Origin of the sequence: Aeromicrobium camelliae (assembly GCF_003850045.1) — a bacterium.
Classification (GTDB): domain Bacteria; phylum Actinomycetota; class Actinomycetes; order Propionibacteriales; family Nocardioidaceae; genus Aeromicrobium; species Aeromicrobium camelliae.
In genome coordinates this window covers 1-21,790 of record NZ_RQJX01000006.1, presented here as the reverse complement: position 1 = coordinate 21,790, position 21,790 = coordinate 1, and the positions used below count along the sequence as shown (strand labels likewise).

Annotated in this window: 24 protein-coding genes; 13 read left to right on the top strand and 11 right to left on the bottom strand. The window is 69.1% G+C overall.

Annotation, left to right across the window (positions count from 1 at the left end):
- Nucleotides 1–7 precede the first annotated feature (7 nt).
- From pgl to tkt, 6 genes are read right to left on the bottom strand one after another with little or no spacing between them, the layout of a single operon-like run.
- The gene (gene pgl / locus EHW97_RS06125) at nucleotides 8–709 is read right to left on the bottom strand and encodes a 6-phosphogluconolactonase (protein ID WP_124236287.1); all 702 of its coding nucleotides are present in this window, start codon (nucleotides 707–709) and stop codon (nucleotides 8–10) included.
- Nucleotides 706–1,608: a glucose-6-phosphate dehydrogenase assembly protein OpcA gene (locus EHW97_RS06120; RefSeq protein WP_124236286.1), complete on the bottom strand. Its 903-nt coding sequence runs from the start codon at nucleotides 1,606–1,608 to the stop codon at nucleotides 706–708. Before EHW97_RS06120 ends, pgl begins: the two co-directional genes overlap by 4 nt.
- Entirely contained in the window at nucleotides 1,608–3,122 is a 1,515-nt protein-coding gene (gene zwf / locus EHW97_RS06115; protein ID WP_124236285.1) for a glucose-6-phosphate dehydrogenase, read from the bottom strand. The genes EHW97_RS06120 and zwf overlap by 1 nt, the downstream gene beginning before the upstream one ends.
- Nucleotides 3,119–4,699 carry a glucose-6-phosphate isomerase gene (locus tag EHW97_RS06110; protein WP_124236284.1) on the bottom strand — a complete coding sequence of 527 codons (1,581 nt, stop codon included), beginning with the start codon at nucleotides 4,697–4,699 and terminating at the stop codon, nucleotides 3,119–3,121. The genes zwf and EHW97_RS06110 overlap by 4 nt, the downstream gene beginning before the upstream one ends.
- 2 nt (nucleotides 4,700–4,701) lie before the next feature.
- Nucleotides 4,702–5,790, bottom strand: a complete 1,089-nt coding sequence (gene tal / locus EHW97_RS06105; RefSeq protein WP_124236283.1) for a transaldolase — start codon at nucleotides 5,788–5,790, stop codon at nucleotides 4,702–4,704.
- Between the two features lie 21 nt (nucleotides 5,791–5,811).
- Complete coding sequence (tkt, locus tag EHW97_RS06100) at nucleotides 5,812–7,971, bottom strand: transketolase (protein ID WP_124236282.1); 2,160 nt, start codon at nucleotides 7,969–7,971, stop codon at nucleotides 5,812–5,814.
- Between the two features lie 71 nt (nucleotides 7,972–8,042).
- Between tkt and EHW97_RS06095 the strand changes: the two genes are divergently transcribed.
- From EHW97_RS06095 to EHW97_RS06090, 3 genes are read left to right on the top strand one after another with little or no spacing between them, the layout of a single operon-like run.
- On the top strand, nucleotides 8,043–8,990 hold the full coding sequence (locus EHW97_RS06095) for a heme o synthase (protein ID WP_124236281.1): 948 nt from the start codon (nucleotides 8,043–8,045) through the stop codon (nucleotides 8,988–8,990).
- A 19-nt stretch (nucleotides 8,991–9,009) separates the two neighbouring features.
- Nucleotides 9,010–9,363 (top strand): hypothetical protein, encoded by a 354-nt coding sequence (locus tag EHW97_RS15270; protein WP_166367405.1) that lies wholly within the window; start codon nucleotides 9,010–9,012, stop codon nucleotides 9,361–9,363.
- On the top strand, nucleotides 9,360–9,836 hold the full coding sequence (locus EHW97_RS06090; protein ID WP_166367404.1) for a GNAT family N-acetyltransferase: 477 nt from the start codon (nucleotides 9,360–9,362) through the stop codon (nucleotides 9,834–9,836). Before EHW97_RS15270 ends, EHW97_RS06090 begins: the two co-directional genes overlap by 4 nt.
- Here EHW97_RS06090 and EHW97_RS06085 read toward each other — a convergent pair.
- The 3 genes from EHW97_RS06085 to EHW97_RS06075 are packed head-to-tail and all read right to left on the bottom strand — an operon-like array spanning nucleotide 9,796 to nucleotide 12,385.
- On the bottom strand, nucleotides 9,796–10,698 hold the full coding sequence (locus tag EHW97_RS06085; protein ID WP_124236279.1) for a COX15/CtaA family protein: 903 nt from the start codon (nucleotides 10,696–10,698) through the stop codon (nucleotides 9,796–9,798). The genes EHW97_RS06090 and EHW97_RS06085 overlap by 41 nt on opposite strands.
- Nucleotides 10,689–11,465: an ABC transporter permease gene (locus EHW97_RS06080; RefSeq protein WP_208001919.1), complete on the bottom strand. Its 777-nt coding sequence runs from the start codon at nucleotides 11,463–11,465 to the stop codon at nucleotides 10,689–10,691. The genes EHW97_RS06085 and EHW97_RS06080 overlap by 10 nt, the downstream gene beginning before the upstream one ends.
- Complete coding sequence (locus EHW97_RS06075) at nucleotides 11,465–12,385, bottom strand: ABC transporter ATP-binding protein (protein ID WP_243696321.1); 921 nt, start codon at nucleotides 12,383–12,385, stop codon at nucleotides 11,465–11,467. Before EHW97_RS06075 ends, EHW97_RS06080 begins: the two co-directional genes overlap by 1 nt.
- Before the next feature lie 75 nt (nucleotides 12,386–12,460).
- Here EHW97_RS06075 and EHW97_RS06070 point away from each other — a divergent pair, with 75 nt between their 5' ends.
- Together EHW97_RS06070 and EHW97_RS06065 are read left to right on the top strand one after the other, a co-directional pair.
- Nucleotides 12,461–12,703, top strand: coding sequence for a hypothetical protein (locus EHW97_RS06070; protein WP_124236277.1), 243 nt, complete (start codon nucleotides 12,461–12,463; stop codon nucleotides 12,701–12,703).
- 10 nt (nucleotides 12,704–12,713) lie between these two features.
- On the top strand, nucleotides 12,714–13,814 hold the full coding sequence (locus EHW97_RS06065) for an ATP-dependent DNA ligase (RefSeq protein ID WP_124236276.1): 1,101 nt from the start codon (nucleotides 12,714–12,716) through the stop codon (nucleotides 13,812–13,814).
- A gap of 95 nt (nucleotides 13,815–13,909) precedes the next feature.
- Here the strand turns inward: EHW97_RS06065 and EHW97_RS06060 are convergent, their stop codons facing one another.
- Nucleotides 13,910–14,968, bottom strand: coding sequence for a DNA polymerase domain-containing protein (locus EHW97_RS06060; protein WP_124236275.1), 1,059 nt, complete (start codon nucleotides 14,966–14,968; stop codon nucleotides 13,910–13,912).
- Nucleotides 14,969–15,075: 107 nt separating this feature from the next.
- Here EHW97_RS06060 and EHW97_RS06055 point away from each other — a divergent pair, with 107 nt between their 5' ends.
- Genes EHW97_RS06055 through EHW97_RS06020 form a run of 8 tightly spaced genes read left to right on the top strand, consistent with a single transcriptional unit; the run spans nucleotide 15,076 to nucleotide 21,521 of the window.
- Complete coding sequence (locus EHW97_RS06055; protein WP_124236274.1) at nucleotides 15,076–15,759, top strand: helix-turn-helix transcriptional regulator; 684 nt, start codon at nucleotides 15,076–15,078, stop codon at nucleotides 15,757–15,759.
- Nucleotides 15,756–17,192: a Fe-S cluster assembly protein SufB gene (gene sufB / locus EHW97_RS06050; RefSeq protein WP_124236273.1), complete on the top strand. Its 1,437-nt coding sequence runs from the start codon at nucleotides 15,756–15,758 to the stop codon at nucleotides 17,190–17,192. Before EHW97_RS06055 ends, sufB begins: the two co-directional genes overlap by 4 nt.
- The gene (sufD, locus tag EHW97_RS06045) at nucleotides 17,192–18,364 is read left to right on the top strand and encodes a Fe-S cluster assembly protein SufD (protein WP_124236272.1); all 1,173 of its coding nucleotides are present in this window, start codon (nucleotides 17,192–17,194) and stop codon (nucleotides 18,362–18,364) included. Before sufB ends, sufD begins: the two co-directional genes overlap by 1 nt.
- Nucleotides 18,364–18,687 (top strand): Rieske (2Fe-2S) protein, encoded by a 324-nt coding sequence (locus EHW97_RS06040; RefSeq protein WP_208001918.1) that lies wholly within the window; start codon nucleotides 18,364–18,366, stop codon nucleotides 18,685–18,687. Before sufD ends, EHW97_RS06040 begins: the two co-directional genes overlap by 1 nt.
- A 6-nt stretch (nucleotides 18,688–18,693) precedes the next feature.
- The gene (gene sufC, locus EHW97_RS06035; protein ID WP_124236271.1) at nucleotides 18,694–19,458 is read left to right on the top strand and encodes a Fe-S cluster assembly ATPase SufC; all 765 of its coding nucleotides are present in this window, start codon (nucleotides 18,694–18,696) and stop codon (nucleotides 19,456–19,458) included.
- On the top strand, nucleotides 19,455–20,705 hold the full coding sequence (locus EHW97_RS06030; RefSeq protein ID WP_124236270.1) for a cysteine desulfurase: 1,251 nt from the start codon (nucleotides 19,455–19,457) through the stop codon (nucleotides 20,703–20,705). Before sufC ends, EHW97_RS06030 begins: the two co-directional genes overlap by 4 nt.
- Before the next feature lies 1 nt (nucleotide 20,706).
- Nucleotides 20,707–21,156 carry a Fe-S cluster assembly sulfur transfer protein SufU gene (gene sufU / locus EHW97_RS06025; protein ID WP_121794896.1) on the top strand — a complete coding sequence of 150 codons (450 nt, stop codon included), beginning with the start codon at nucleotides 20,707–20,709 and terminating at the stop codon, nucleotides 21,154–21,156.
- 5 nt (nucleotides 21,157–21,161) lie between these two features.
- A complete protein-coding gene (locus tag EHW97_RS06020; RefSeq protein WP_124236269.1) occupies nucleotides 21,162–21,521 on the top strand; it encodes a metal-sulfur cluster assembly factor in 360 nt (119 codons plus the stop codon).
- Between the two features lies 1 nt (nucleotide 21,522).
- Here EHW97_RS06020 and EHW97_RS15500 read toward each other — a convergent pair.
- A partial coding sequence (locus EHW97_RS15500; RefSeq protein WP_208001917.1) for an HNH endonuclease signature motif containing protein occupies nucleotides 21,523–21,790 on the bottom strand: 268 nt, incomplete at its 5' end.

Here is a 21,790-nt window from a genome sequence, read left to right as displayed (position 1 = left end):
GAGCTCGTCAGCGGGGGAGCCGGCTCGCGCTGTCGGTGTCGAGGAGCCATAGCGTCTCTTCGACCCCTCGGACACCGGCGGCCGGTGCCTCGTCCACCGGGGCACCCGAGAGCGCCGCCGCGACAGCGGGCGCCTTGTCCTCGCCGGCGACGACGAACCACACCGCCGTCGCGCTGTTCAGCATCGGATAGGTCAGGCTCAGCCGCTCCGGCGGAGGCTTGGGGGAGTCGTCGACGGGGACCACTCGCCGCTCCTTCTCGTCGAGTTGCGGGAAGCCCGGGAACAACGACGCGACGTGGGCGTCCGGGCCGACGCCCAGCAGGACGAGGTCGAAGGACTCGGGCAGCTGCGCTGCGTAGGCGTCCGCGGCGTCGTCCTTGGATGCGAACTCGCCTGCTGCCGGCATGGGGTGAATCCGGTCCTCAGGGATCTCGAATCGCGTCAGGAACGCTTCGCGTGCTTGCTTCTCGTTGCGATCGTCGTCATCGGACGGGACGTACCGCTCGTCGCCCCAGTAGTAGTCCACGTCGCGCCACAGCGACACAGGGCCCACGAGTTGGGCGAGAACCTCGTTGGCGATCGTTCCTCCGGTCAGGACGAGCCGGGGACGGCGACCGGTGCTGCGTCGCAGTTCGTCGATCCGCTCGGTGAGCCGGTGGGCCACCGCGCGGGCCAGGGCATCGCGGTCCTCGAGGATCTGAACGGTCATGCATGCTCCAGGAGGTGATCGATCGTCTCGGCGTAGATCTCGTCGGGGTCGAGCCGGCGCAGATCCTCGGCGAGCAACTCGGCGAGCGTGCGCCGGCCCAGCGGCACCACACGTGACGACGAGCCGGGGACGCGGAACTCGCAACTGCCCTCGTCGAGGCGGGTGAGCTCGATCGTGCCGACCTGCGTCTCGAGACTCACCCGGGAGATCTGCGTTCCGGGTCCGTACTCGTGCTCGATCGGGACACCGAGCCGCGAGGACAGCCAGGCGACCAGCAGCACGGCCGCCGGGTTGTCCCGGTCGCTGACCACAGTGCCGCTCGACACTGTGCCCGTCGCCTGATCGAGGGCGGCGGCGAGCAGCGCGCGCCAGGGGGTGAGCCGCGTCCACGAGAGATCCGTGTCGCCTTCGACGTAGTGCCGCGCGACGTTGCGCAACGCCCGCACCGGGTTGGCGGTGCTCTCAGCATCGGTCAGTCGGCGGCGTGCGAGGCGCCCGATCGGATCGTCGGCGGGGTTGGCGGGGGCGTTGCTCGGCCACCAGATCACCACCGGGGAGTCGGGCAGCAGCAGCGGCAGCACGACCGATTCGGCGTGATTGGTGAGCTTGCCCGCGATGCGCAGCAGGATCGACTCGCCCGAGGACGACTCGCCGACGCGCACCTTGGCGTTCAGGCGAGCCTTGCCGCGGGCGTCGCCGATGACGACGCCGATGATGCGAGCGGGGTGCTCCATCGACAGGGTGGTGGCGGTCTTCATCGCATGCGCCACGTTCTCGTCGTCGGTGACGACGAGCAGCGTGAGGACCATGTCCATCGCCGGGCTCCCGGCGCCGGACCGTGCGCGGACGAGGGCACGGGCGATCTCGCCCGCATTGGTGTCGGTGAGTGCGATCTCCATCAGGGGCGCCTCCAGGTCCGTCCGTCGCGGGCGATCATCTCGTCGGCCGACCGCGGGCCCCACGTGCCCGCGGGGTACGTGTCGATCGTGCGCTGACGTCGCCAGTGGTTGATGACCGGATCGAGGATCTTCCAGGAGAGCTCGACCTCTTCCTGCTGCGGGAACAACGGCGGGTCCCCGAGCAGCACGTCGAGGATGAGCCGCTCGTAAGCTTCGGGGCTGCTCTCGACGAACGCGCCGCCGTAGGCGAAGTCCATGTTGACGTCGCGGATCTCCATCGTCGTGCCCGGCACCTTCGAGCCGAAGCGCAGGGTCACGCCTTCGTCGGGCTGGATGCGCATGACGAGCGCGTTCTGACCGAGCTCGGTGACGTCGTGCTTGCGGAACGGCAGGTGCGGGGCCCGTTTGAACACCACCGCCACCTCGGTGACGCGCCGGCCCAGCCGCTTGCCGGTGCGCAGGTAGAACGGCACGCCGGCCCAGCGGCGGGTACCGATGTCGATGCGCATGGCTGCGAAGGTCTCGGTGCGCGAATCCTCCGGGATGCCTTCCTCGTCGAGGTACCCGTCGACCTCGACACCGCCCGCCCAGCCAGCGACGTACTGGCCGCGTGCCGTGTGCTTGGAGAGGTCCGCCGGAGCGCTCGCGTTGGCGAGAATCTTCTGCTTCTCGAGGCGGAGGCTGTGCGCGTCGAACGACACTGGCTCCTCCATGGCGGTGAGTGCCATGAGCTGCAGGAGGTGGTTCTGGATGATGTCACGCGCCGCGCCGATGCCGTCGTAGTACCCGGCCCGGGACCCGATGCCGATGTCCTCGGCCATCGTGATCTGGACGTGATCGACGTAGTGGCTGTTCCAGACCGGCTCGAACATGCCGTTGGCGAACCGCAGCGCCAGGATGTTCTGCACCGTCTCCTTGCCGAGGTAGTGGTCGATGCGGAAGACCGAGCTGCGCTCGAACACGTCCCCGACGAGCCGGTTGAGCTCCTTGGCTGAGGCGAGGTCGTGGCCGAACGGCTTCTCGATGACGACGCGGCGCCAGCCCTCCGTCGACGTGGCGAGCCCGTGCTGCTTGATCTTGGAGACGACCGTGGGGAACAGGCCCGGAGGGATGGAGAGGTAGAACGCGTGGTTGCCGCCCGTCCCCTGATCGCGGTCGAGTTCGGCGAGCGTCTCGGCGAGCTGCTTCCAGGCGGCGTCATCGTCGAACTGACCCGGGACGAAGCGGATGCCCGCGGCCAGCTGCTTCCAGACCGTCTCGCTCCACTCCGTGCGGGCTCCTGCCTTCGCGGCCGCCTTGATCATCGAGGCGAAGGTGCCGTTGCCGAAGTCCTGGCGCGCGAAGCCGACGAGCGCGAAGCCCGGCGGCAGCAGTCCGCGGTTCGCGAGGTCGTAGATCGCCGGAATCAGCTTCTTGCGTGCGAGGTCGCCGGTGACGCCGAACATGATCATGCTGCACGGGCCGGCGATGCGGGGAAGGCGGCGGTCACGAGGATCGCGCAGCGGATTGGTCACGCCAGAACGCTCCTGAGTCGTGCGAGTCCGTTGGGAGTGTCGGTCAGATGCAGTCGCAGCACGGGGCGGCCGTGGTCACGCAGGACCGCGGCGTCGCCCTCGGCCTGGGAGGCGATGAAGTCGCCGAAGCTGAAGTCGCGGCCGGGAATGTCGAGGTCTTCCACGGGCGTGTCCGTGAGCTGGAGGAACACGCCGTGAGGAGAGCCGCCCTTGTGGTACTGGCCGGTGGAGTGCAGGAACCGCGGGCCCCAGCCGAAGGTCACCGGCCGGCCGAGTCGCTCGGCCAGAACGTCACGCACCTGGGCGAAGTCCGCGTGGGTCCAACGGTCGAGGTACGCCTGGACGGCGAGGTAGCCCTCGGACGTGAGCTCGGCGAAGAACGCCTCGAGCGCGCCGGCGAGATCGTCCGCTTGGGTTCCGAACAGCTGGATGTCGCCGTCGGTGGCGTCGGGGGAGGGGCGCTCGCCACCGCCGCCGAGCAGTTCGCGTGCGGCCTGCTTGGCGCTCTCCACGTCGGGCTGGTCGAACGGGTTGATGCCGAGGACGCGTCCGGCCACGGCGATGGCCGTCTCCCAGAGCAGGAACTGCGCGCCGAGGGTCCCGTGCACGGCAGCCGCCCAGCCCCCGTCCGGAAGTTCACGGCTGCCCGTCACCACGAGGACGGAGTCGCCGGTGTGGGAGGCGAAGTTCGGCGAGCTGGTGCTCGCCACGACGACCGGGAGGATGCCGGTGCCGTTCTTGCCGGTCGACTCCGCCACGAGCTGCTCGGCCCAATCGCCGAGGCCGACGCCGGAGGTATCGACCAGCACGAGCTTGTCGGCGTGGTCGAGCGCGGCGACTCCGAGCAGGACGCCGAGCCGCAGCGCCGGATTATCGGGCGAGTCCGACGCCAGCGGCTCCTGAACCGCCGCGGCTTCGTCGAGGAGCTGACCGATGGGAGCCCCGGCGAGACCGCTGGGTACGAGGCCGAACGCGGTCAGCGCCGAGTAGCGGCCACCCACGCTCGGGTCGGCCTGGAAGACCTCGTAGCCCGACTCCTGGCCGATCTGGTCGAGCGGCGAGCCGGGGTCGGTGACGACGATCATGCGCTCGGCCGGGTCGATCCCCGCGTCGTTGAACGCCTTCTCGAACGCCCGGCGCTGGCTGTCGGTCTCGACGGTTCCGCCGGACTTGCTCGACACGACCACCGCCGTGCGCTCCAGCTCGGTGATGGCCGCGCGGACCATGTCCGGGTGCGACGAGTCGAGCACGACGAGTTCGACGCCCGCAGCCCGGCAGATGACCTCGGGAGCCAGCGAGGAACCGCCCATGCCACACAGCACGATGCGGTCGACACCGCGGTCCAGCAGGCTCGTGCGCAGGCGCTCGATCCGCGGAACCAGTTCGCGGGAACGCTCCGCGGCCGCCGTCCAGCCCAGGCGTCGCGCCGACTCGTCCTCGGCCGCAGGCCCCCACAGCGTGGGGACCTCGGCGAAGATCTGCGACGCGACGTGGGCTGCGACGGCGTCGTCGAGGGCCGAGGTGAAGCCTTCGGTGAGCCGGGCCCGCTCAACGACCCCGGCGCTCTGCCCGTCCACGGTCAGGCCTTGTCCAGCTCGGCCTGGACGGTCTCGACCAACTCGGCCCACGAGGCGTCGAACTTCTGCAGACCCTCGACCTCGAGCTGGTCGACGACCTCGTCGTATGAGATGCCCTGCTTCTCCAGGTCCGCGAGCACGTCGCGGGCTTCGTCATAACGTCCCGTCACGGTGTCACCCGTGACCTCGCCGTGATCGGCGAAGGCGAGCAGCGTCTTCTCCGGCATGGTGTTGACACTATCGGCGACGACGAGCTCCTGCACGTAGAGCGTGTCGGGGTACGCTGGGTCCTTGACCCCCGTGGAGGCCCACAGCGGGCGCTGCGGCTTGGCCCCCTGGTCGAGGAGCGCTCGGGCGCGCTCGGAGGAGAACACCTGGACGAACGCCTCATGGGCGAGACGCGCGTTCGCGATGGCGGCCTTGCCACGCAGGGGGCTGTCTTCGGGGAGCCGGCCGTCCACCTCGGAGTCGACGCGGCTCACGAAGAAGGACGCCACGGAGGCGATAGTGCTGAGATCGCGGCCCTCGGCCGCCGCCTGCTCCAGGCCGTACAGGTAGGCGTCCATCACGTCGCGGTAGCGCTCCAGCGAGAAGATCAATGTGACGTTGACGCTGATGCCGCGGGCGATGGTCGCCGCGATCGCCGGGAGTCCCTCGCGGGTCGCCGGGATCTTGATGAAGAGGTTCGGGCGGTCGACGCGCTCCCACAGCCGCTGCGCGAGCTCGACCGTGCCATCGGTGTCGTGGGCGAGGCCCGGCTCGACCTCGATGGACACCCGGCCGTCGACGCCGTCGGTGCGGTCGTAGACCGGACGCAGGATGTCGCAGGCGCGCTGGACGTCCGTCGTGGTCAGTTCGAAGATCGCGGTGTCGATATCGGCACCGTTCGCCTTGAGCTCGCGCACCTGCGGCTCGTACCGCTCGCCCTTGGCCAGCGCGGAGGCGAAGATCGTCGGGTTGGTGGTGACCCCGACGACATGCTTGCTCTCGACGAGCTCGGCGAGGTTGCCGGTCTCGATCCTCTCTCGCGACAGGTCGTCCAACCAGATCGAGACGCCTGCCTCACTCAGTGCCGCAAGACGATCGCTCATGGGGTTTCCTCCCGTTGTGTGTCAGTGGGTCGTGTCCGGCAGCACCGGGCCCGTGGGCCGCGCCGCGAAGGGGACGCCGGCATCGGAGGTCACCGCGCCCATCGACTCCTTCGCTGCCGCCACCGTGGCCTCGGCCGTGATGCCGAACTTCTCGTACAAGGTCGCGAACGCCGCGGACGCGCCGAAATGCTCGATGCTGACGATGCGACCGGCGTCGCCGACGACGTCGCGCCAGCCCAGCGCCACACCCGCCTCGACGGCGACGCGTGCCCGCACGTGCGGCGGGATCACGCTATCGCGGTACTCGGCGCTCTGCTCCTCGAACCACTCGCGGCACGGCATCGACACGACGCGGGCCTGGATGCCCTCGTCGGCGAGCAGCGCGCGAGCCTTGACCGCGATCTGCACCTCCGAGCCGGTGGCGACGAGCACGACGTCCGGCGTGCCCTCGGCGTCGATGAGCACGTAGGCGCCCTTCGCCGCCTCGGACGCCGGCGCGAAACCGTCGGTGCCACGCGGGAACACCGGCAGGTTCTGGCGGCTGAGCGCCAGGGCCGCCGGACGGTGGTGACGCTCGAGGATCGTGCGCCACACGGCGACCGTCTCGTTGGCGTCCGCCGGCCGGACGACGTCGAGGCCCGGAATCGCGCGCAGCGCGGTCAGGTGCTCGATGGGCTGGTGGGTGGGGCCGTCCTCGCCGAGACCGATGGAGTCGTGGGTCCAGACGAACGTGACCGGGAGCTCCTGCAGCGCGGCGAGCCGCACGGCGGGGCGCATGTAGTCGCTGAACACGAGGAACGTGCCGCCGTACGGCCGGGTGGGGCCGTGGAGCGCGATGCCGTTGAGGATCGCGCCCATCGCATGCTCGCGGATGCCGAAGTGCAGCACGCGCCCGTACCAGTCGCCGCTGAACTTCTTGGTCGACCACTCCGGCGGGATGAACGACGGCTGGCCCTTGGGGGTGGTGTTGTTGGAGCCGGCGAGGTCGGCGGAACCGCCCCACAACTCCGGAAGCAGCTCGGCGGCCGCGGTCAGGAAGTCACCGGACGCGACGCGGGTCGCGACGCCCTTCTCATCGGCGTCGTAGACCGGGAGCTGGTCAGCCCAGCCGTCGGGGAGCTCGCGGTTCTGCAGGCGCTGGAACAGCGCGTAACGCTCGGGCTCGGCCGATGCCCAGGCGTCGAATCGCTCCTGCCAGGCCGACTGCGCCTCCTCGCCGCGCGCGCGAGCGGCCTGCGTGTGGGCGATGACCTCGTCGTCGACCGCGAACTGGCGGTCGGGATCGAAGCCGAGCACCTCCTTGGTCGCACGGACCTCGTCGTCGCCGAGTGCGGAGCCGTGGGCGGCGCCGGTGTTCTGGGCGTTCGGTGCGGGCCACGCGATGATCGTGCGCAGCACGATGAGGCTCGGCTTGTCGGTGACCTGAGCGGCCGCCTGGTACGCATCCCAGAGGGCGTGGACGTCCTCGCGGTACTCGCTGCCGCCGTGGGTCCAGTCGACGGTCTGGACGTGCCAGCCGTAGGCCTCGTAACGCTGCGCGACGTTCTCGGTGAACGCGACGTCGGTGTCGTCCTCGATCGAGATCTTGTTGTCGTCGTAGAGCACCGTGAGGTTGCCGAGCTTGAGGTGGCCGGCCAGCGAGGACGCCTCCGCGGAGACGCCCTCCTGCAGGTCCCCGTCCGAGGCGATCACGTAGACCTGGTGGTCGAAGGCGCTCTCGCCGGGGGCGGCGTCCGGATCGAAGAGGCCACGCTCGCGGCGGGCGGCCATCGCCATGCCCACCGCGTTCGCGATGCCCTGGCCGAGCGGGCCCGTGGTGACCTCGATGCCCTCGGTGTGTCCGTACTCGGGGTGACCGGGGGTCTGGCTGCCCCACGTGCGCAGCGACTGGAGGTCGCTCAGCTGCAGCGGATACCCCGCGAGGTAGAGCTGAACGTACTGCGTGAGGCTGGTGTGGCCGCACGAGAGGACGAAACGGTCGCGACCTGTCCAGTGCGGATCGGCGGGGTTGTGCCGCATCAGCTTCTGGTAGAGCAGGTACGCCGCGGGCGCGAGGCTCATGGCGGTACCGGGATGGCCGTGGCCGGCCTTCTGCACGGCGTCGGCGGCGAGCAGTCGCGCCGTGTCCACCGCCCTCCGATCGAGGTCGTTCCACTCAAGTTCGGACGGTCCAGCGCTCACAAGCCTCACTCCAAGATCGGTCGGTAGATCCGGTCACTCCGAGCCTACTCCGCGCGAGTTAGACTCATCAGGTGACTTCCGTCGAACCCGAGACCCCCGTCGCCGGCACGTCGCATCCGCGGAAGCACCGCTCTGCCGTGGCTGATGTCGTCAAGGCCTACGTCGCTCTGACGAAGCCGCGGATCATCGAGCTGCTGCTGGTGACGACGCTGCCGGTGATGTTCCTGGCAGCACGGGGAGTCCCGTCGTTCGGCCTCGCCGCCGCCACGATGATCGGCGGCACGCTCGCCGCAGCCAGCGCCAACGCGCTCAACTGCGTGGTCGACGCCGACATCGACACCAAGATGCGGCGCACGTCGCGTCGCCCGCTTCCGCGCCACCAGGTCGGCACCCGTAACGCGCTGATCTTCGGTCTCGTCCTCGGCGTCTTGTCCACCGTGTGGCTGGGGACGCTCGTCAACTGGCTGTCGGCGTGGCTCGCCCTCGCGGCCAACGTCTTCTACGTCGTCGGCTACTCCATGATCCTCAAGCGCCGCACGAGCCAGAACATCGTGTGGGGCGGCATCGCCGGCTGCTTCCCGCCGCTGATCGGCTGGACCGCGATGACCAACGAGCTCGCGTGGGCGCCCTTCGTGTTGTTCCTCATCGTGTTCTTCTGGACGCCGCCGCACACGTGGGCGCTCGCCATGCGGTACCGCGAGGACTACGCCGCGGCCGACGTCCCGATGCTCCCGTCCGTCGCGCCGGCGGCCGAGGTCGGCCGGCAGATCGTGCTGTACACCTGGGCGACGGTCATCACCTCGATCGCCGTGTGGCCCGTGGCCGATACGAGCTGGTTCTACCCGGCCGTCGCGATCGTGCTCGGCATCGTCTTCCTCGCCGAGGCCTACGATCTGCGCGGGCGGACGCGGGAGACGGAGCAGCTGTCGGTCATCAAGCCGATGCGGCTCTTCCACTTCTCCAACGCGTACCTCGCGTTGCTCTTCGTCGCCGCCGCACTGGACCCGTTCATCGGCTGAGCCGCGTTAGGCTCGGCGCATGCGCACCGCGATCACCTGGCTCGTCCTCGGCGCCGCCCACGCGGTGACCTGGTTGCTCTGGCCCACGGCGCTGGACGCTCCCGCCTGGTGGGTCGCCGCCGCGCTGACGTCGGCCGTGCTGGTCGTGGTGGCCGCTGTCGTTCTCTCCCGCCGTGATCTCCCGGCGATCAGTCTCGCCTCGGCAGCGGGAGTGGCGGTCGGATGGAGCTCGGCCGTCATCCCCTCCGGCGACGCCGGTCTTCGCTGGAGCGTCGCCGCCATCGGGGTCTTCGTCGCGGCCGCCGTCCTCGCAGCGCTCCTCGCGGGACTCGCGGTGGGGCTACGCGAGCGGCGCTCCGCACCACCGCGATGACGGTCGTGGTCGAGGAGGTCGGTCCGGACGACTGGCGGCGGTGGCGCGCTCTGCGCCTGCGAGCTCTGAGCGATGACGCCGAGGCGTTCGCGCGGAGCGCTCACGCCTGGATCGAGGGCGGCGACACCGAGGCACGGTGGCGCGAGCGACTCAGCGGCGCTGACCGGCTCTTCGTGGCGACGGACGATGAAGTCGATCTGGGAATCGTCGGTGCGTCGCCGCGGTCAGATCAGTGTGAGCTGATCTCGATGTGGGTGGCGAGCGAAGGGCGCGGGCGCGGTGTCGGCCGCGCCTTGGTCGAACGGGTCCTCGAGGTCGCGCAGGATCGCCCGGTCGCGCTGCGCGTGATGGCAGGCAACGCGCGAGCGCAGGGCTTCTACGAGGCGATGGGGTTCGTGCTGGACGGGGCGCCGCTGGACGACGAGGGAACCCTCACGATGCGGCGACCGGCTGGCGGTCGCGGCTCCCGCTGACCAGCAAGACGACGTACGTGGCCGACGCGAGGAGGACGGCCCCGCCGACGAGGTGCGCCGCCACGAGGGCGATCGGCAGGTCCGTGAAGTACTGCACGTAGCCGATGAGACCCTGCGCCAGCTCGACGACCAGCAGGCCGAGGGCCGCGCTGCGCGCCGGGTGCTGGCGCAGCCGCCACACGACGATGACGGTGACGATGACGAGCGCCCACACCGACACCGCGTGGATTCGGCTCCACAGCTGCGGGTCGAGTCCGTTGCGCGGGGCGTCCGCGTCGCCGGCGTGCGGGCCGCTGCCGGTGACGACCGTGCCGAGGTAAATCGCCACGAGCAGGAGGCCGTAGGCCGCGTACGTGAGTTTGCGTGTGAGCTCGTCGACGTCGAGACCCTGCCCGCCGCGCACCTTCACCAGCAGCACCGTGGACGCGACGACCAAGCCCATCGACAGCAGCAGATGCAGCGCGACCACCCAGGGGTTGAGCTGGGTGAGGACGGTGATGCCGCCGATGACGCCCTGGAAGGGGATGCCGAGCGCCATCACGAGGGTGAGTCGACGCAGCAGGGGAGTGGCGCCGCGCCAGCGCCAGACCGCGACGAACGTGGCGATCGCCACGGCGATGAGCACGTACGTGAGCAGCCGGTTGCCGAACTCGATCGCCCCGTGCCATCCGAGGGAGCTGTGCGGCACGAACGACTCGTCCGTGCACTTGGGCCACGTCGGGCAGCCGAGTCCCGAGCCGGTGAGCCGGACCAGGCCGCCGGTCAGGATGATCACCGTGTTGGCGACGAGGGAGGCCCACGCCCACTTCACCACCGTGGAACGGCGGATGTCGCTCGGGCTGAGCAGTTCCTTCACTCCCATGTGAAACTCCTGGTGGTGAGGGCGCCGGCGACAGCAGTCCAGCCGGCGAGGACGGCGACGGCCGACCAGTGCGGTGCGCCGACAGCGAAGGTGTCGCGCAGGCCTTCGCCCAGCGCGGCCGACGGCAGGAGGCCGAGAACCGACTGAGCGGCATCGGGATAGCGGTCCAACGGGACCAGCAGCGCGCCACCCACGAGCAGCACGACGTACACGAGGTTGGCGAGCGCGAGAGTCGCTTCGGCCCGGAGCGTTCCGGCGATGAGCAGGGCCAACGAGCCGAAGGCCGCCGTACCCAGCACGGCCAGCAGTGCGAGCCACAGCCAGGGGAACACGCCCCCCGCGGGCTCCCAGCCGAGCAGGAGGGCCACCACGCTCAGCAGCGCGAGTTGAGCGATCTCGACCAGGACGACGGCCGCGATCTTGCCGATGACCAGCCCTGAACGCGGCAGCGGCGAGGCGCCGAGCCGTTTGAGGACGCCGTAGCGGCGCTCGAAGCCGGTGGCGATCGCCAGCGAGGTGAACGAGGTGGAGAGGATCGCGAGCGCCAGGACGCCCGGTGTGATGACGTCGATCGGTCGTCCGGGACCGAGATCGACGATGCGGTCCGAGCGTGTGCCGGCGATCAGCAGGATCAGCGGGATGATGATCGTCAGCAGCACCTGCTCGCCATTGCGCAGCAGGAGCTTGAGCTCCATCGCCGTCTGCGAGCGCAGCATCGCGCCGCGCGGTGCGGCACCGGGAGCGGGAGAGAGGTCGAGGGGCGTCATCATCGCAGCGCCTTCCCGGTGAGTTCGAGGAAACGGTCCTCCAAGGACTGGCGCTCCACGAGCATCGACTCGACGAGGACGTCCTGATCGCTGAACCAGCGCGCGACGGCCGTCACGAGCGGCGGGCAGACGTCTCCGGTGACGACGTACTGGCCGGGAACGGGCTCCTCGATCGACGATCCGGTGGGCAGCCGGTCTGCGAGCGGACCCAGGGCGAGGCCGGGACGGGCGGTCACCCGGATCGTGTTGCGCGAGCCGTCACCGGAGAGCTCGCCGGGGGAGCCGGAGGCGATGACGCGGCCGGAATCGACGATGTGCACGAAGTCCGACAACGTCTCGGCCTCGTCCATGAAGTGAGTGGTGAGGACGGTCGTCACGCCGTGCTCCCGCAGTTCGGCGACGAGATCCCAGGTGGCGCGTCGCGACTGCGGGTCGAGGCCCGCGCTCGGTTCATCGAGGAAGAGCAGTTCGGGACGGCCGACGATCGCCATCGCGAGGCTCAGCCGCTGGCGTTCTCCTCCAGACAGGCGGCGGTAGCTCGTCCGCGCGAAGGAGCCCATCCCGAGCCGCTCGATGAGTGCGGGGACGTCGAGCGGATGGGCGTGGAGCGAGGCCATGTGGCGCAACATCTCCTCGGTCCGTACGCCGAGCCAGGCGCCGCCGGACTGCAGCATCACGCCCACGCGCGGTCGCAGTTCGGCGGCATCGGCGACGGGATCGAGGCCGAGCACCCGGACCCGGCCGGCATGAGGGCGCCGGAACCCCTCACACGTCTCGATGGTCGTGGTCTTGCCGGCGCCGTTGGGCCCGAGGATGGAGGTCACCGTGCCGGGTTCGACGCGCAACGTGAGGCCGTCGACAGCGGTGACGTCGCCGTACCGCATGACCAGGTCGGTGACTTCGACGGCAGCGTGCGACACCCCGACATTCTAGGCGGCGCACTACAACGGCCGGTCGGCGGTCCAGCCGCCCTCGCGACGGTAGAGTCCCCTGCCATGAACAGAGTTCGCCTCACGCCGGGCCGCATCGTCGCGGGCCTCGGCGGCTTGATCTTCTTCGCCGGCGCCGTCCTCACCGCCGGGGCGGCGGTGGTGATCGCGGTGATGGTCGCGCAGGGCGATCGTCCGTCACCGTGGGTGCCGGTGGGGACCTGCGTTCCCATGCTGATCGGCTGGGCGCTGGTGCGGCTCACCGGCCGCACGCTGCGCCGTGTGCTGCCGATCGTCACCAACGTCTGAGGAGCATCCGATGGCCTTGCCCGTGAGCCCTCCCATCCGCCCGATGCTGGCCAAGTCGGTCAAGGGGGTCCCTGCGCCCGACTCCGTGGAGGGCGGTCTCGTCTACGAGCCCAAGTGGGACGGGTTCCGGGCGATCGTGTTCCGCGATGGTGACGAAGTCGAGATCGCCAGCCGTTCGACGAAGCCGTTGACGCGGTACTTCCCCGAGGTCGTCGAGATGGTGCGCGCCCACCTGCCCGAGCGATGTGTCGTGGACGGCGAGATCGTCATCGACATCAACGGCCGCCTGGACTTCGACGCGCTCAGTCAGCGCATCCACCCCGCCGACTCGCGGGTGCGCGTGCTCGCCGAACAGACGCCGGCGCGGCTCGTCGCCTTCGACCTGCTCGCGCTCGGCGACGACTCGCTGATGGACGAGCCCTTCGCCGTGCGACGCGATCGTCTCGTCGACGCGTTGGCCGATGCCGCCGCGCCGATCCACGTCACCCGCGTCACCGGCGATGCCGATGAAGCGCAGGAGTGGTTCGAGCAGTTCGAGGGCGCGGGTCTCGACGGCATCGTCGCCAAACCGCTCGCCGAGCCTTACACGCCGAACGGGCGCGTGATGATGAAGGTCAAGCACGCGCGGACGGCCGACGTCGTCGTCGCCGGCTACCGGCTGCACAAGACTTCGACGGCGAATCGACCCCTGCTCGGTTCGCTCCTGCTCGGCCTCTACGCCGGGGACGGCCGCCTCCAGCACGTCGGCGTCGCCGCCTCGTTCCCCGAGCGCCGGCGCGCGGAGCTGATCGAGCAGCTCGCACCGCTCGTGGTCGCCGAGGGCGAACCCCACCCCTGGGCGGACTGGCGCGACGAGTCCGCCCAGGTGAGCGGCCGGCTCCCGGGCGGCCAGAGTCGATGGAGCGGCACGAAGGACCTCTCCTTCGTGCCGTTGCGACCCGACCTCGTGGCGGAGGTCGGCTACGAGCACATGGAGGGTGTCGGCGATTCCGCACGCTTCCGGCACACGGCCCAGTTCAAGCGCTGGCGGCCCGATCGCGAACCGGCGTCGTGCACGTACGAGCAGCTCGAGGAGGTCGCCCGGTACGACCTCGGTGACGTCCTGCTCTGAGTCCACCTCCAGGGCGGTGACTTACCGTCCATTCCGGCGGAAGAAACGGGCGCTGGCCCACCGCCGTCGCGGCTCGATGGACGCTCACTCACCGATCAGGTGTCCGCGCGGGCCTTGGACGGCTGCACGCGCTTCGGTTCGCCGGGCATCTTGGGGTAGTCCGGGGGATAGGGCATGTCGCCTTCGCCGTTCTCTTCGTCGCGGGCGTACCACTCGAGCAGGGTCTCGAGGCCGAACGCCTCGTCGTCGATCGAGGCCCACGGGTCGGGCCGCTGCGCGAGAAGGTCGGGGACCGTCGTGAGATTGAGCGTCCGCGGCTCGTCGAGGTCGAACAGCTCGTCCCAGGTCAGGGGAGTGGACACGGGAGCGCCGGGTTTCGGTCGCAGGCTGTAGGCGCTGGCGATGGTGCGGTCGCGCGCGTTCTGGTTGAAGTCGACGAAGATCTTCTCGCCGCGTTCCTCCTTCCACCACTTCGTCGTGACCCTGTCGTCGCGCCGTTCGAGCTCACGACCGAACGCCAGCGCGGCGTGCCGCACATCGGTGAACGTCCACTCGGGGCGAATTCGTACGAACACGTGCACCCCGCGGTTGCCGCTCGTCTTGACGTAGCCGCGCATGCCGATCTCCTCGAGGAGTTCCTTGGCCACGCGGGCGACCCGCTGGGCGTCGTGGAAGTCGGTACCCGGCTGCGGATCGAGGTCGATGCGCAGTTCGTCCGGCCGGTCGACGTCGCTGCGCCGCACCGGCCACGGATGGAACGTGATCGTGCCCATGTGCGCCGCCCAGGCGGCGACGGCGATCTCCGTCGGGCAGATCTCGTCAGCCCGGCGGCCCGACGGGAAGTGGATGCGCACCGTCTCCAGGTAGTCGGGTGCTCCCTTCGGTACGCGTTTCTGGTAGAACGCGTCGCCGTGGTTGTCCTGGCGCGTCGACAGCGTCATGCCCTCGCGCACGCCCTTGGGCCAGCGCTCGAGGGTGGTGGGCCGCTCGTAGAGCGCCCGCATGAGGCCGTCGCCGACCGCGACGACGTACTCCACGACCTCCAGCTTCGTGATCGCGGGAGTGATGTCCGTCGCCTCGTAGATGATCCGGTCGGGGCTCGACACGCGGACGGTACGCCCGCCCGCCTCGACCTGCGCTGCCGTGGTGGCCATGCTTCACCGTATCGTCGTCGGGGCATGGCGGCAGGCGCATCGAGCGGTAAGGCGAACCTTCGTTGAATGGCCGGAATGAATAACGGCACACTGGTGTTGTGAAAAACATGCGGGTACCGGAGGTGGCGTCGTCGACCGATGACGCTCCCACGCGCCTGCGTGTCGCCCAGTGCCTGTTGTCGCATGGCGCCTCGACCGCTGCGCAGCTGGCCGAGCGCCTCGATCTGACGCCCGCAGCCGTCCGCCGGCACCTGGACGCGCTGCTGGAGCAGGGCCTCATCGAACCGCGCGAGCAGCGCATCGTCGGCCAGCGCCGTCGCGGACGGCCCGCTCGGGTGTTCGTCCTGACCGACTCGGGCCGCGACCAGTTCGAGCACTCGTACGACGCGCTCGCCGCCGAGGCGCTGCGCTACCTGCACCAGACCGGCGGGGACGATGCCGTCAAGGCCTTCGCCCGCCACCGCCTCGGTGCCCTCGAGGAGCGCTACCGCGCGGTCCTGGAGGGCGTCGAGTCCTTCGAGGAGCGTGCGCGTATCCTCGCCCAAGCCCTGACCGACGACGGTTACGCCGCGTCTGTCAGCAGCTCGCCGGCCGGCGAGCAGATGTGTCAGCACCACTGTCCCGTGGCGCACGTCGCGGGGGAGTTCCCCCAGTTGTGCGAAGCCGAGACCGAGTTGTTCGCCGACCTGCTCGGCACGCACGTCCAGCGACTCGCCACCATCGCGCACGGTGACGGTGTCTGCACCACCCATCTTCCGCAAGCCCCCACACCAGAGAGGGTGTCGTCATGACCACGACGCACGAGACCAACCAGATCGAGGAGCTGAACCCCGGTCTGAAGGAGGTCGGCAACTACGAATTCGGCTGGGCCGACCCCGATATCGCGGGTGCGAGCGCTCAGCGCGGCCTCAGCGAGGCCGTTGTCCGAGACATCTCGGGCAAGAAGAACGAGCCGGCCTGGATGCTCGAGCGCCGTCTCAAGGGACTCAAGCTGTTCGAACGCAAGCCGATGCCGACGTGGGGCGCTGACCTCACCGACATCGACTTCGACAACATCAAGTACTTCGTGCGCTCCACCGAGAAGCAGGCCACCACGTGGGACGAGCTTCCCGAGGACATCAAGAACACGTACGACAAGCTCGGCATCCCCGAGGCGGAGAAGCAGCGTCTCGTCGCCGGTGTCGCCGCGCAGTACGAGTCCGAGGTCGTCTACCACCAGATCCGCGAGGACCTGGAGGAGCAGGGTGTCATCTTCCTCGACACCGACACGGCGCTCAAGGAGCACCCGGAGATCTTCGAGGAGTACTTCGGCACCGTCATCCCGACCGGTGACAACAAGTTCGCCGCGCTCAACACCGCGGTGTGGTCCGGCGGCTCGTTCATCTACGTGCCGAAGGGAGTCCACGTCGACATCCCGCTGCAGGCCTACTTCCGGATCAACACCGAGAACATGGGCCAGTTCGAGCGCACGCTGATCATCGCCGACGAGGACTCCTACGTCCACTACGTCGAAGGCTGCACCGCGCCGATCTACAAGAGCGACTCGCTGCACTCGGCGGTCGTCGAGATCATCGTCAAGAAGAACGCCCGCGTGCGGTACACGACGATCCAGAACTGGTCGAACAACGTCTACAACCTCGTCACCAAGCGCGCCACCTGCGAAGAGGGCGCGACGATGGAGTGGGTCGACGGCAACATCGGCTCCAAGGTCACGATGAAGTACCCCGCCGTCTACCTCATGGGCGAGCACGCCCGCGGCGAGACGCTCTCCATCGCCTTCGCCGGCTCGGACCAGTACCAGGACACCGGCGCCAAAATGGTGCACGCCGCTCCGCACACGTCGAGCTCGATCCTGTCCAAGTCCGTCGCCCGCGGCGGCGGCCGCACCTCGTACCGCGGCCTGCTCCAGGTGCTCGAGGGCGCCGAGGGCTCGGCCAGCACGGTCAAGTGCGACGCGCTGCTCGTCGATCAGATCAGCCGTTCGGACACGTACCCGTACGTCGACGTGCGTGAGGACGACGTGACCCTCGGCCACGAGGCCACGGTCTCCAAGGTCAGCGACGACCAGCTCTTCTACTTCATGTCCCGTGGCATGGAGGAGGACGAGGCCATGGCGATGATCGTGCGCGGCTTCGTCGAGCCCATCGCCCGCGAGCTGCCGATGGAGTACGCCCTCGAGCTCAACCGTCTGATCGAACTGCAAATGGAAGGAGCGGTTGGTTAATGACCGCCACCGTGGAGAACGTCGCGAACGCGCTGGAACTCGAGCATGTGGAGTCGCACTTGCATCCCGAGCCGTCCTACGACCTCGCGGCGCATCCCGTTCCCAGCGGCCTGGAGGAGATCTGGCGGTTCACCCCGCTCAAGCGTCTCCGCGGGCTGTTCGACGGCGCGGCCTCCGACGCGCACCTTTCCTGGGAGAACGACCTGCCCGAAGGCGTCACGCTCGGTGAGCTGAGCACCGAGGAGGCGCAGGCGCTCGCGGTGAGCGCTCCGTTCGACCGGCTCGGCGCCCTCGCGGTCGCCAACGCCGGCGGCGCGGTGCTGCTGGACATCCCCGCAAACGCCGAGCTGGATCGCCCTGTGCGTCTCACGATGCGCGGCGCTGGCGCCGACACGCTGGTGTGGGGACACGTGGTGATCCGGGTGGGTGCGCACGCGAAGGCCACCGTCCTCGTCGATCACGTCGGCTCGGCCACCTACGACGCTTTCACCCAGGTCGTCGTCGGCGACGGTGCCAAGCTCGATCTCGTCACGCTCAACGACTGGGAGGACGACGCCGTCCACACCGAGCAGATCAATCTGCGCGCCGGTCGCGACAGCGAGGTCCGGGTCTTCGAGTTCAGCCTCGGCGGCGACCTCGTCCGCACGAGCCTCAACGTCGACTACGCCGGTCCCGGTGGCAGCGTCGACCTGCTCGGCGTGTACTTCGCCGACGCCGGCCAGCACATCGAGCACCGCCAGTTCGTCGACCACACGGCCCCCAAGACCCGCAGCAACGTCGAGTACAAGGGCGCGCTGCAGGGGCAGGACGCGCACACCGTGTGGATCGGCAACGTCCTCATCCGCAAGGTCGCCGAGGGCATCGAGACGTTCGAGCAGAACGACAACCTGGTGCTCACCGACGGGGCCAAGGCCGACTCGGTGCCGAACCTCGAGATCGAGACGGGCGACATCGCCGGCGCCGGCCACGCGTCGACGACCGGTCGCTTCGACGACCAGCACCTGTTCTACCTGCAGAGCCGCGGCATCGAGGAGACCGAGGCGCGTCGCCTCGTCGTCCACGGCTTCTTCAACGACATCATCCGCCGGATCGGTGTCGAGGATCTTCAGGAGCGGCTCACCTCGGCCATCGAGGACGAGCTCGCGACGGTCGTCGGCCGGCTGGAGTCCTGATGGCGTTCCAGGAGGCAGCCAAGCTGGCTGACGTTCCCGAGGGCGCGGCCCTGGCCGTCGAGCTCGGCGGCATCGACCTTGCGCTCGTCAAGCAGGGCGACACCGTCTACGCGATCCAGGACTGGTGCTCCCACGCGGAGATCCCGTTGTCGGACGGCGACGTCGAGGGATGCACGATCGAGTGCTTCCTCCACGGTTCGCGATTCGACCTTCGCACCGGCGAGCCGCTCGGCCTGCCCGCCACCGAACCCGTGCCCGTGTACCCCACCAAGATCGAGGGAGAGACCGTGTGGGTCGATCTCCCCGACGAAAGCGAGAACTGACACATCATGTCCACCCTTGAGATCAAGAACCTCCACGTCTCGGTCGAGACCGAGGACGGCGCGAAGGAGATCCTGCGCGGCGTCGACCTCACCATCAAGTCCGGCGAGGTCCACGCGATCATGGGACCCAACGGCTCGGGCAAGTCGACGCTCGCGTACTCGATCGCCGGCCATCCGAAGTACACGGTGACCGACGGCGAGGTGCTGCTCGACGGCGAGAACATCCTCGAGCTGACCGTCGACGAGCGCGCGCGCGCCGGCCTCTTCCTGGCCATGCAGTACCCCGTCGAGGTGCCCGGCGTGTCGGTCGCGAACTTCCTGCGCACCGCCAAGACCGCCATCGACGGTGAGGCGCCCAAGCTCCGCACCTGGGTCAAGGACGTCAACGCCGCGCTCGAGCGCGTGACGCTGGATCCGACCTTCGCGCAGCGCAGCGTCAACGAGGGCTTCTCCGGTGGTGAGAAGAAGCGCCACGAGATCGCGCAGCTCGAACTGCTGAACCCGAAGTTCGCGGTGCTCGACGAGACCGACTCCGGCCTGGACATCGACGCCCTGCGCGTCGTCTCCGAGGGCGTCAACCGCTACACGAGCCAGGGTGACCGCGGCGTTCTGCTGATCACGCACTACACGCGCATCCTGCAGTACATCCAGCCCGACTACGTCCACGTGTTCGTGGCCGGCAAGCTCGCCGAGTCCGGCGGACGCGAACTCGCCGAGCAGCTCGAGTCCGAGGGCTACGACAAGTACGTCAAGGCGGCCGCAGCACTGTGACCCGGACTCAGGGCTACGACGTCGAAGCGATCCGCAAGGACTTCCCGGTCCTCGCGCGGTCGGTCGCGGGCGGGCACCCGCTCGTGTACCTCGACAGTGCCAACACCTCGCAGAAGCCTCGGCAGGTCGTCGAGGCCATCGAGCGGCACTATCTCGAGCACAACGCGAACGTCGCTCGGGCCATGCACCAGCTCGGTGCGGAGGCCACGGCGGCGTTCGAGGGTGGCCGTGACAAGATCGCGCAGTTCATCGGAGCGCCCTCGCGCGACGAGGTGATCTTCACGAAGAACGCCTCCGAGGCGCTCAACCTCGTGGCGCGCGTGCTCGGCGACGTCGGCACTGTGGGTCCCGGCGACGAGATCGTCATCTCGCAGATGGAGCACCACTCCAACATCGTCCCGTGGCAGCTCCTCGCCGAGCGCACGGGTGCGACGCTGCGGTGGTTCGGTGTCACCGACGAGGGCCGCCTCGACCTCGACGATCTCGACACGCTGGTCAACGAGCGCACCAAGATCGTCTCGCTGACGTGGGTGTCGAACATGCTCGGCACGATCAACCCGCTCGACGTCGTCATCGCGCGGGCGCACCAGGTCGGTGCGCTGGTGGCGGTCGACGCCTCGCAAGCCGTGCCGCAGATCCCGGTCGACGTCGCGTCGCTGGGCGCGGACTTCGTCGCGTTCACCGGCCACAAGATGGTCGGTCCGACGGGCATCGGCGTGCTGTGGGGTCGCTATGACCTGCTGGCGTCGCTCCCGCCGTTCCTCGGCGGTGGCGAGATGATCGAGACGGTGACGATGGAGCGCAGCACGTTCGCCGCTCCGCCGCACCGGTTCGAGGCGGGCACCCCGCCGATCGCGCAGGCCGCCGGCCTGGGTGCGGCGGTCGACTACCTGACCGCCCTCGGCATGGAGAACGTCGCCGCGCACGAGCAGGCCATCACCGCCCACGCGCTCGAGCGTCTGCAGGAGATCGACGGCCTGACCATCGTCGGGCCGCGGGAGCCGGTCGATCGTGGGGGAGCGATCAGCTTCGCCCTGGACGGCGTGCACCCGCACGATGTCGCGCAGCTGCTCGATTCGCGCGGTGTCGCCGTGCGTGCCGGGCACCATTGCGCCAAGCCGGCGCACCGCCGCTTCGGTGTCCAGTCGACGACGCGCGCGTCGTTCTACCTGTACACGACCGAGGCGGAGATCGACGCGCTGGTTGAGGCGATCCGCCACACCCAGCGGTACTTCAAGGTGAGCTGAGATGGACGTCGACGCGCTGTACCAGGAGATCATCCTGGATCACTACAAGAACCCGCACGGGGCTGGCTTGCGCGAGCCCCACGAGGCCGAGGTGCACCACGTCAACCCGACGTGTGGTGATGAGATCACCCTGCGGGTGCACCTCGACGGTGACACGGTCGCTGACGTCTCGTACGACGCGGAGGGCTGTTCGATCAGTCAAGCCTCGGCGTCGGTGCTCTACGACCTGCTGGTCGGCAAGTCCGTCCCGCAGGGGCTCGCCGTGCTGGACGCCTTCTCGGAGGTCATGCACGGGCGTGGCCAGGTCGAGCCCGACGAGGAGGTCCTCGAGGACGGCATCGCCTTCGCCGGCGTCGCCCAGTTCCCGGCACGCGTCAAGTGCGCGCTGCTGAGCTGGATGGCGTGGAAGGACGCCGTCTCCCAAGCCGTCTCCGATCCGAAGGAGCAGTGAGACCCATGACCACCGACCATTCCGACCTGCCTGAGGTCGATCTCGCCCCCAAGCCGACCAGCTCGGACGATGTCATCGAGGCGATGAAGGACGTCGTGGACCCCGAGCTCGGGATCAACGTCGTCGATCTCGGGCTCGTGTACGGCGTGCACATGGACGAGCACAGCAACGCGGTGCTGCAGATGACGTTGACCTCGGCGGCCTGCCCGTTGACGGACGTCATCGAGGACCAGACGCGCGCGGCTCTCGACGGCATCGTCAACGAGTTCCGGATCGACTGGGTCTGGATGCCGCCGTGGGGTCCGGACAAGATCACCGACGACGGCCGCGAGATGCTGCGCGCCCTCGGCTTCAACATCGGCTGACCTACTCGGTGAGTATCGTTCCGCCGACGTCCCACGCCCACTGGTCGTCCCGTTCGATCGGGACGGCGTGGTCGAAGGTTTTGAGTTTGTGGTGGTGTCTGCATAACGCCCAGAGGTTTCGGGCGGTGGTGTGTCCGTTGGGCCAGGGTTCTCGGTGGTCGAGGTCGCAGTTGGTGGCTTTGGTGGTGCATCCGGGGTATCTGCAGGTGCCGTCTCTGTAGCGGATGGCGTTTTTCAGGTGGTCCGGTGGTGAGTATCCGCGGTAGCTG

What these genes read in the sequence shown, in the direction of transcription:
- pgl (WP_124236287.1), bottom strand. Translation starts at nt 709, where the DNA reads ATGACCGTTCAGATCCTCGAGGACCGCGATGCCCTGGCCCGCGCGGTG.
- EHW97_RS06120 (WP_124236286.1), bottom strand. Translation starts at nt 1,608, where the DNA reads ATGGAGATCGCACTCACCGACACCAATGCGGGCGAGATCGCCCGTGCC.
- tal (WP_124236283.1), bottom strand. Translation starts at nt 5,790, where the DNA reads ATGAGCGATCGTCTTGCGGCACTGAGTGAGGCAGGCGTCTCGATCTGG.
- EHW97_RS15270 (WP_166367405.1), top strand. Translation starts at nt 9,010, where the DNA reads ATGCGCACCGCGATCACCTGGCTCGTCCTCGGCGCCGCCCACGCGGTG.
- EHW97_RS06090 (WP_166367404.1), top strand. Translation starts at nt 9,360, where the DNA reads ATGACGGTCGTGGTCGAGGAGGTCGGTCCGGACGACTGGCGGCGGTGG.
- EHW97_RS06085 (WP_124236279.1), bottom strand. Translation starts at nt 10,698, where the DNA reads ATGGGAGTGAAGGAACTGCTCAGCCCGAGCGACATCCGCCGTTCCACG.
- EHW97_RS06080 (WP_208001919.1), bottom strand. Translation starts at nt 11,465, where the DNA reads ATGACGCCCCTCGACCTCTCTCCCGCTCCCGGTGCCGCACCGCGCGGC.
- EHW97_RS06070 (WP_124236277.1), top strand. Translation starts at nt 12,461, where the DNA reads ATGAACAGAGTTCGCCTCACGCCGGGCCGCATCGTCGCGGGCCTCGGC.
- EHW97_RS06065 (WP_124236276.1), top strand. Translation starts at nt 12,714, where the DNA reads ATGGCCTTGCCCGTGAGCCCTCCCATCCGCCCGATGCTGGCCAAGTCG.
- EHW97_RS06060 (WP_124236275.1), bottom strand. Translation starts at nt 14,968, where the DNA reads ATGGCCACCACGGCAGCGCAGGTCGAGGCGGGCGGGCGTACCGTCCGC.
- EHW97_RS06055 (WP_124236274.1), top strand. Translation starts at nt 15,076, where the DNA reads ATGCGGGTACCGGAGGTGGCGTCGTCGACCGATGACGCTCCCACGCGC.
- sufB (WP_124236273.1), top strand. Translation starts at nt 15,756, where the DNA reads ATGACCACGACGCACGAGACCAACCAGATCGAGGAGCTGAACCCCGGT.
- sufD (WP_124236272.1), top strand. Translation starts at nt 17,192, where the DNA reads ATGACCGCCACCGTGGAGAACGTCGCGAACGCGCTGGAACTCGAGCAT.
- EHW97_RS06040 (WP_208001918.1), top strand. Translation starts at nt 18,364, where the DNA reads ATGGCGTTCCAGGAGGCAGCCAAGCTGGCTGACGTTCCCGAGGGCGCG.
- sufC (WP_124236271.1), top strand. Translation starts at nt 18,694, where the DNA reads ATGTCCACCCTTGAGATCAAGAACCTCCACGTCTCGGTCGAGACCGAG.
- sufU (WP_121794896.1), top strand. Translation starts at nt 20,707, where the DNA reads ATGGACGTCGACGCGCTGTACCAGGAGATCATCCTGGATCACTACAAG.
- EHW97_RS06020 (WP_124236269.1), top strand. Translation starts at nt 21,162, where the DNA reads ATGACCACCGACCATTCCGACCTGCCTGAGGTCGATCTCGCCCCCAAG.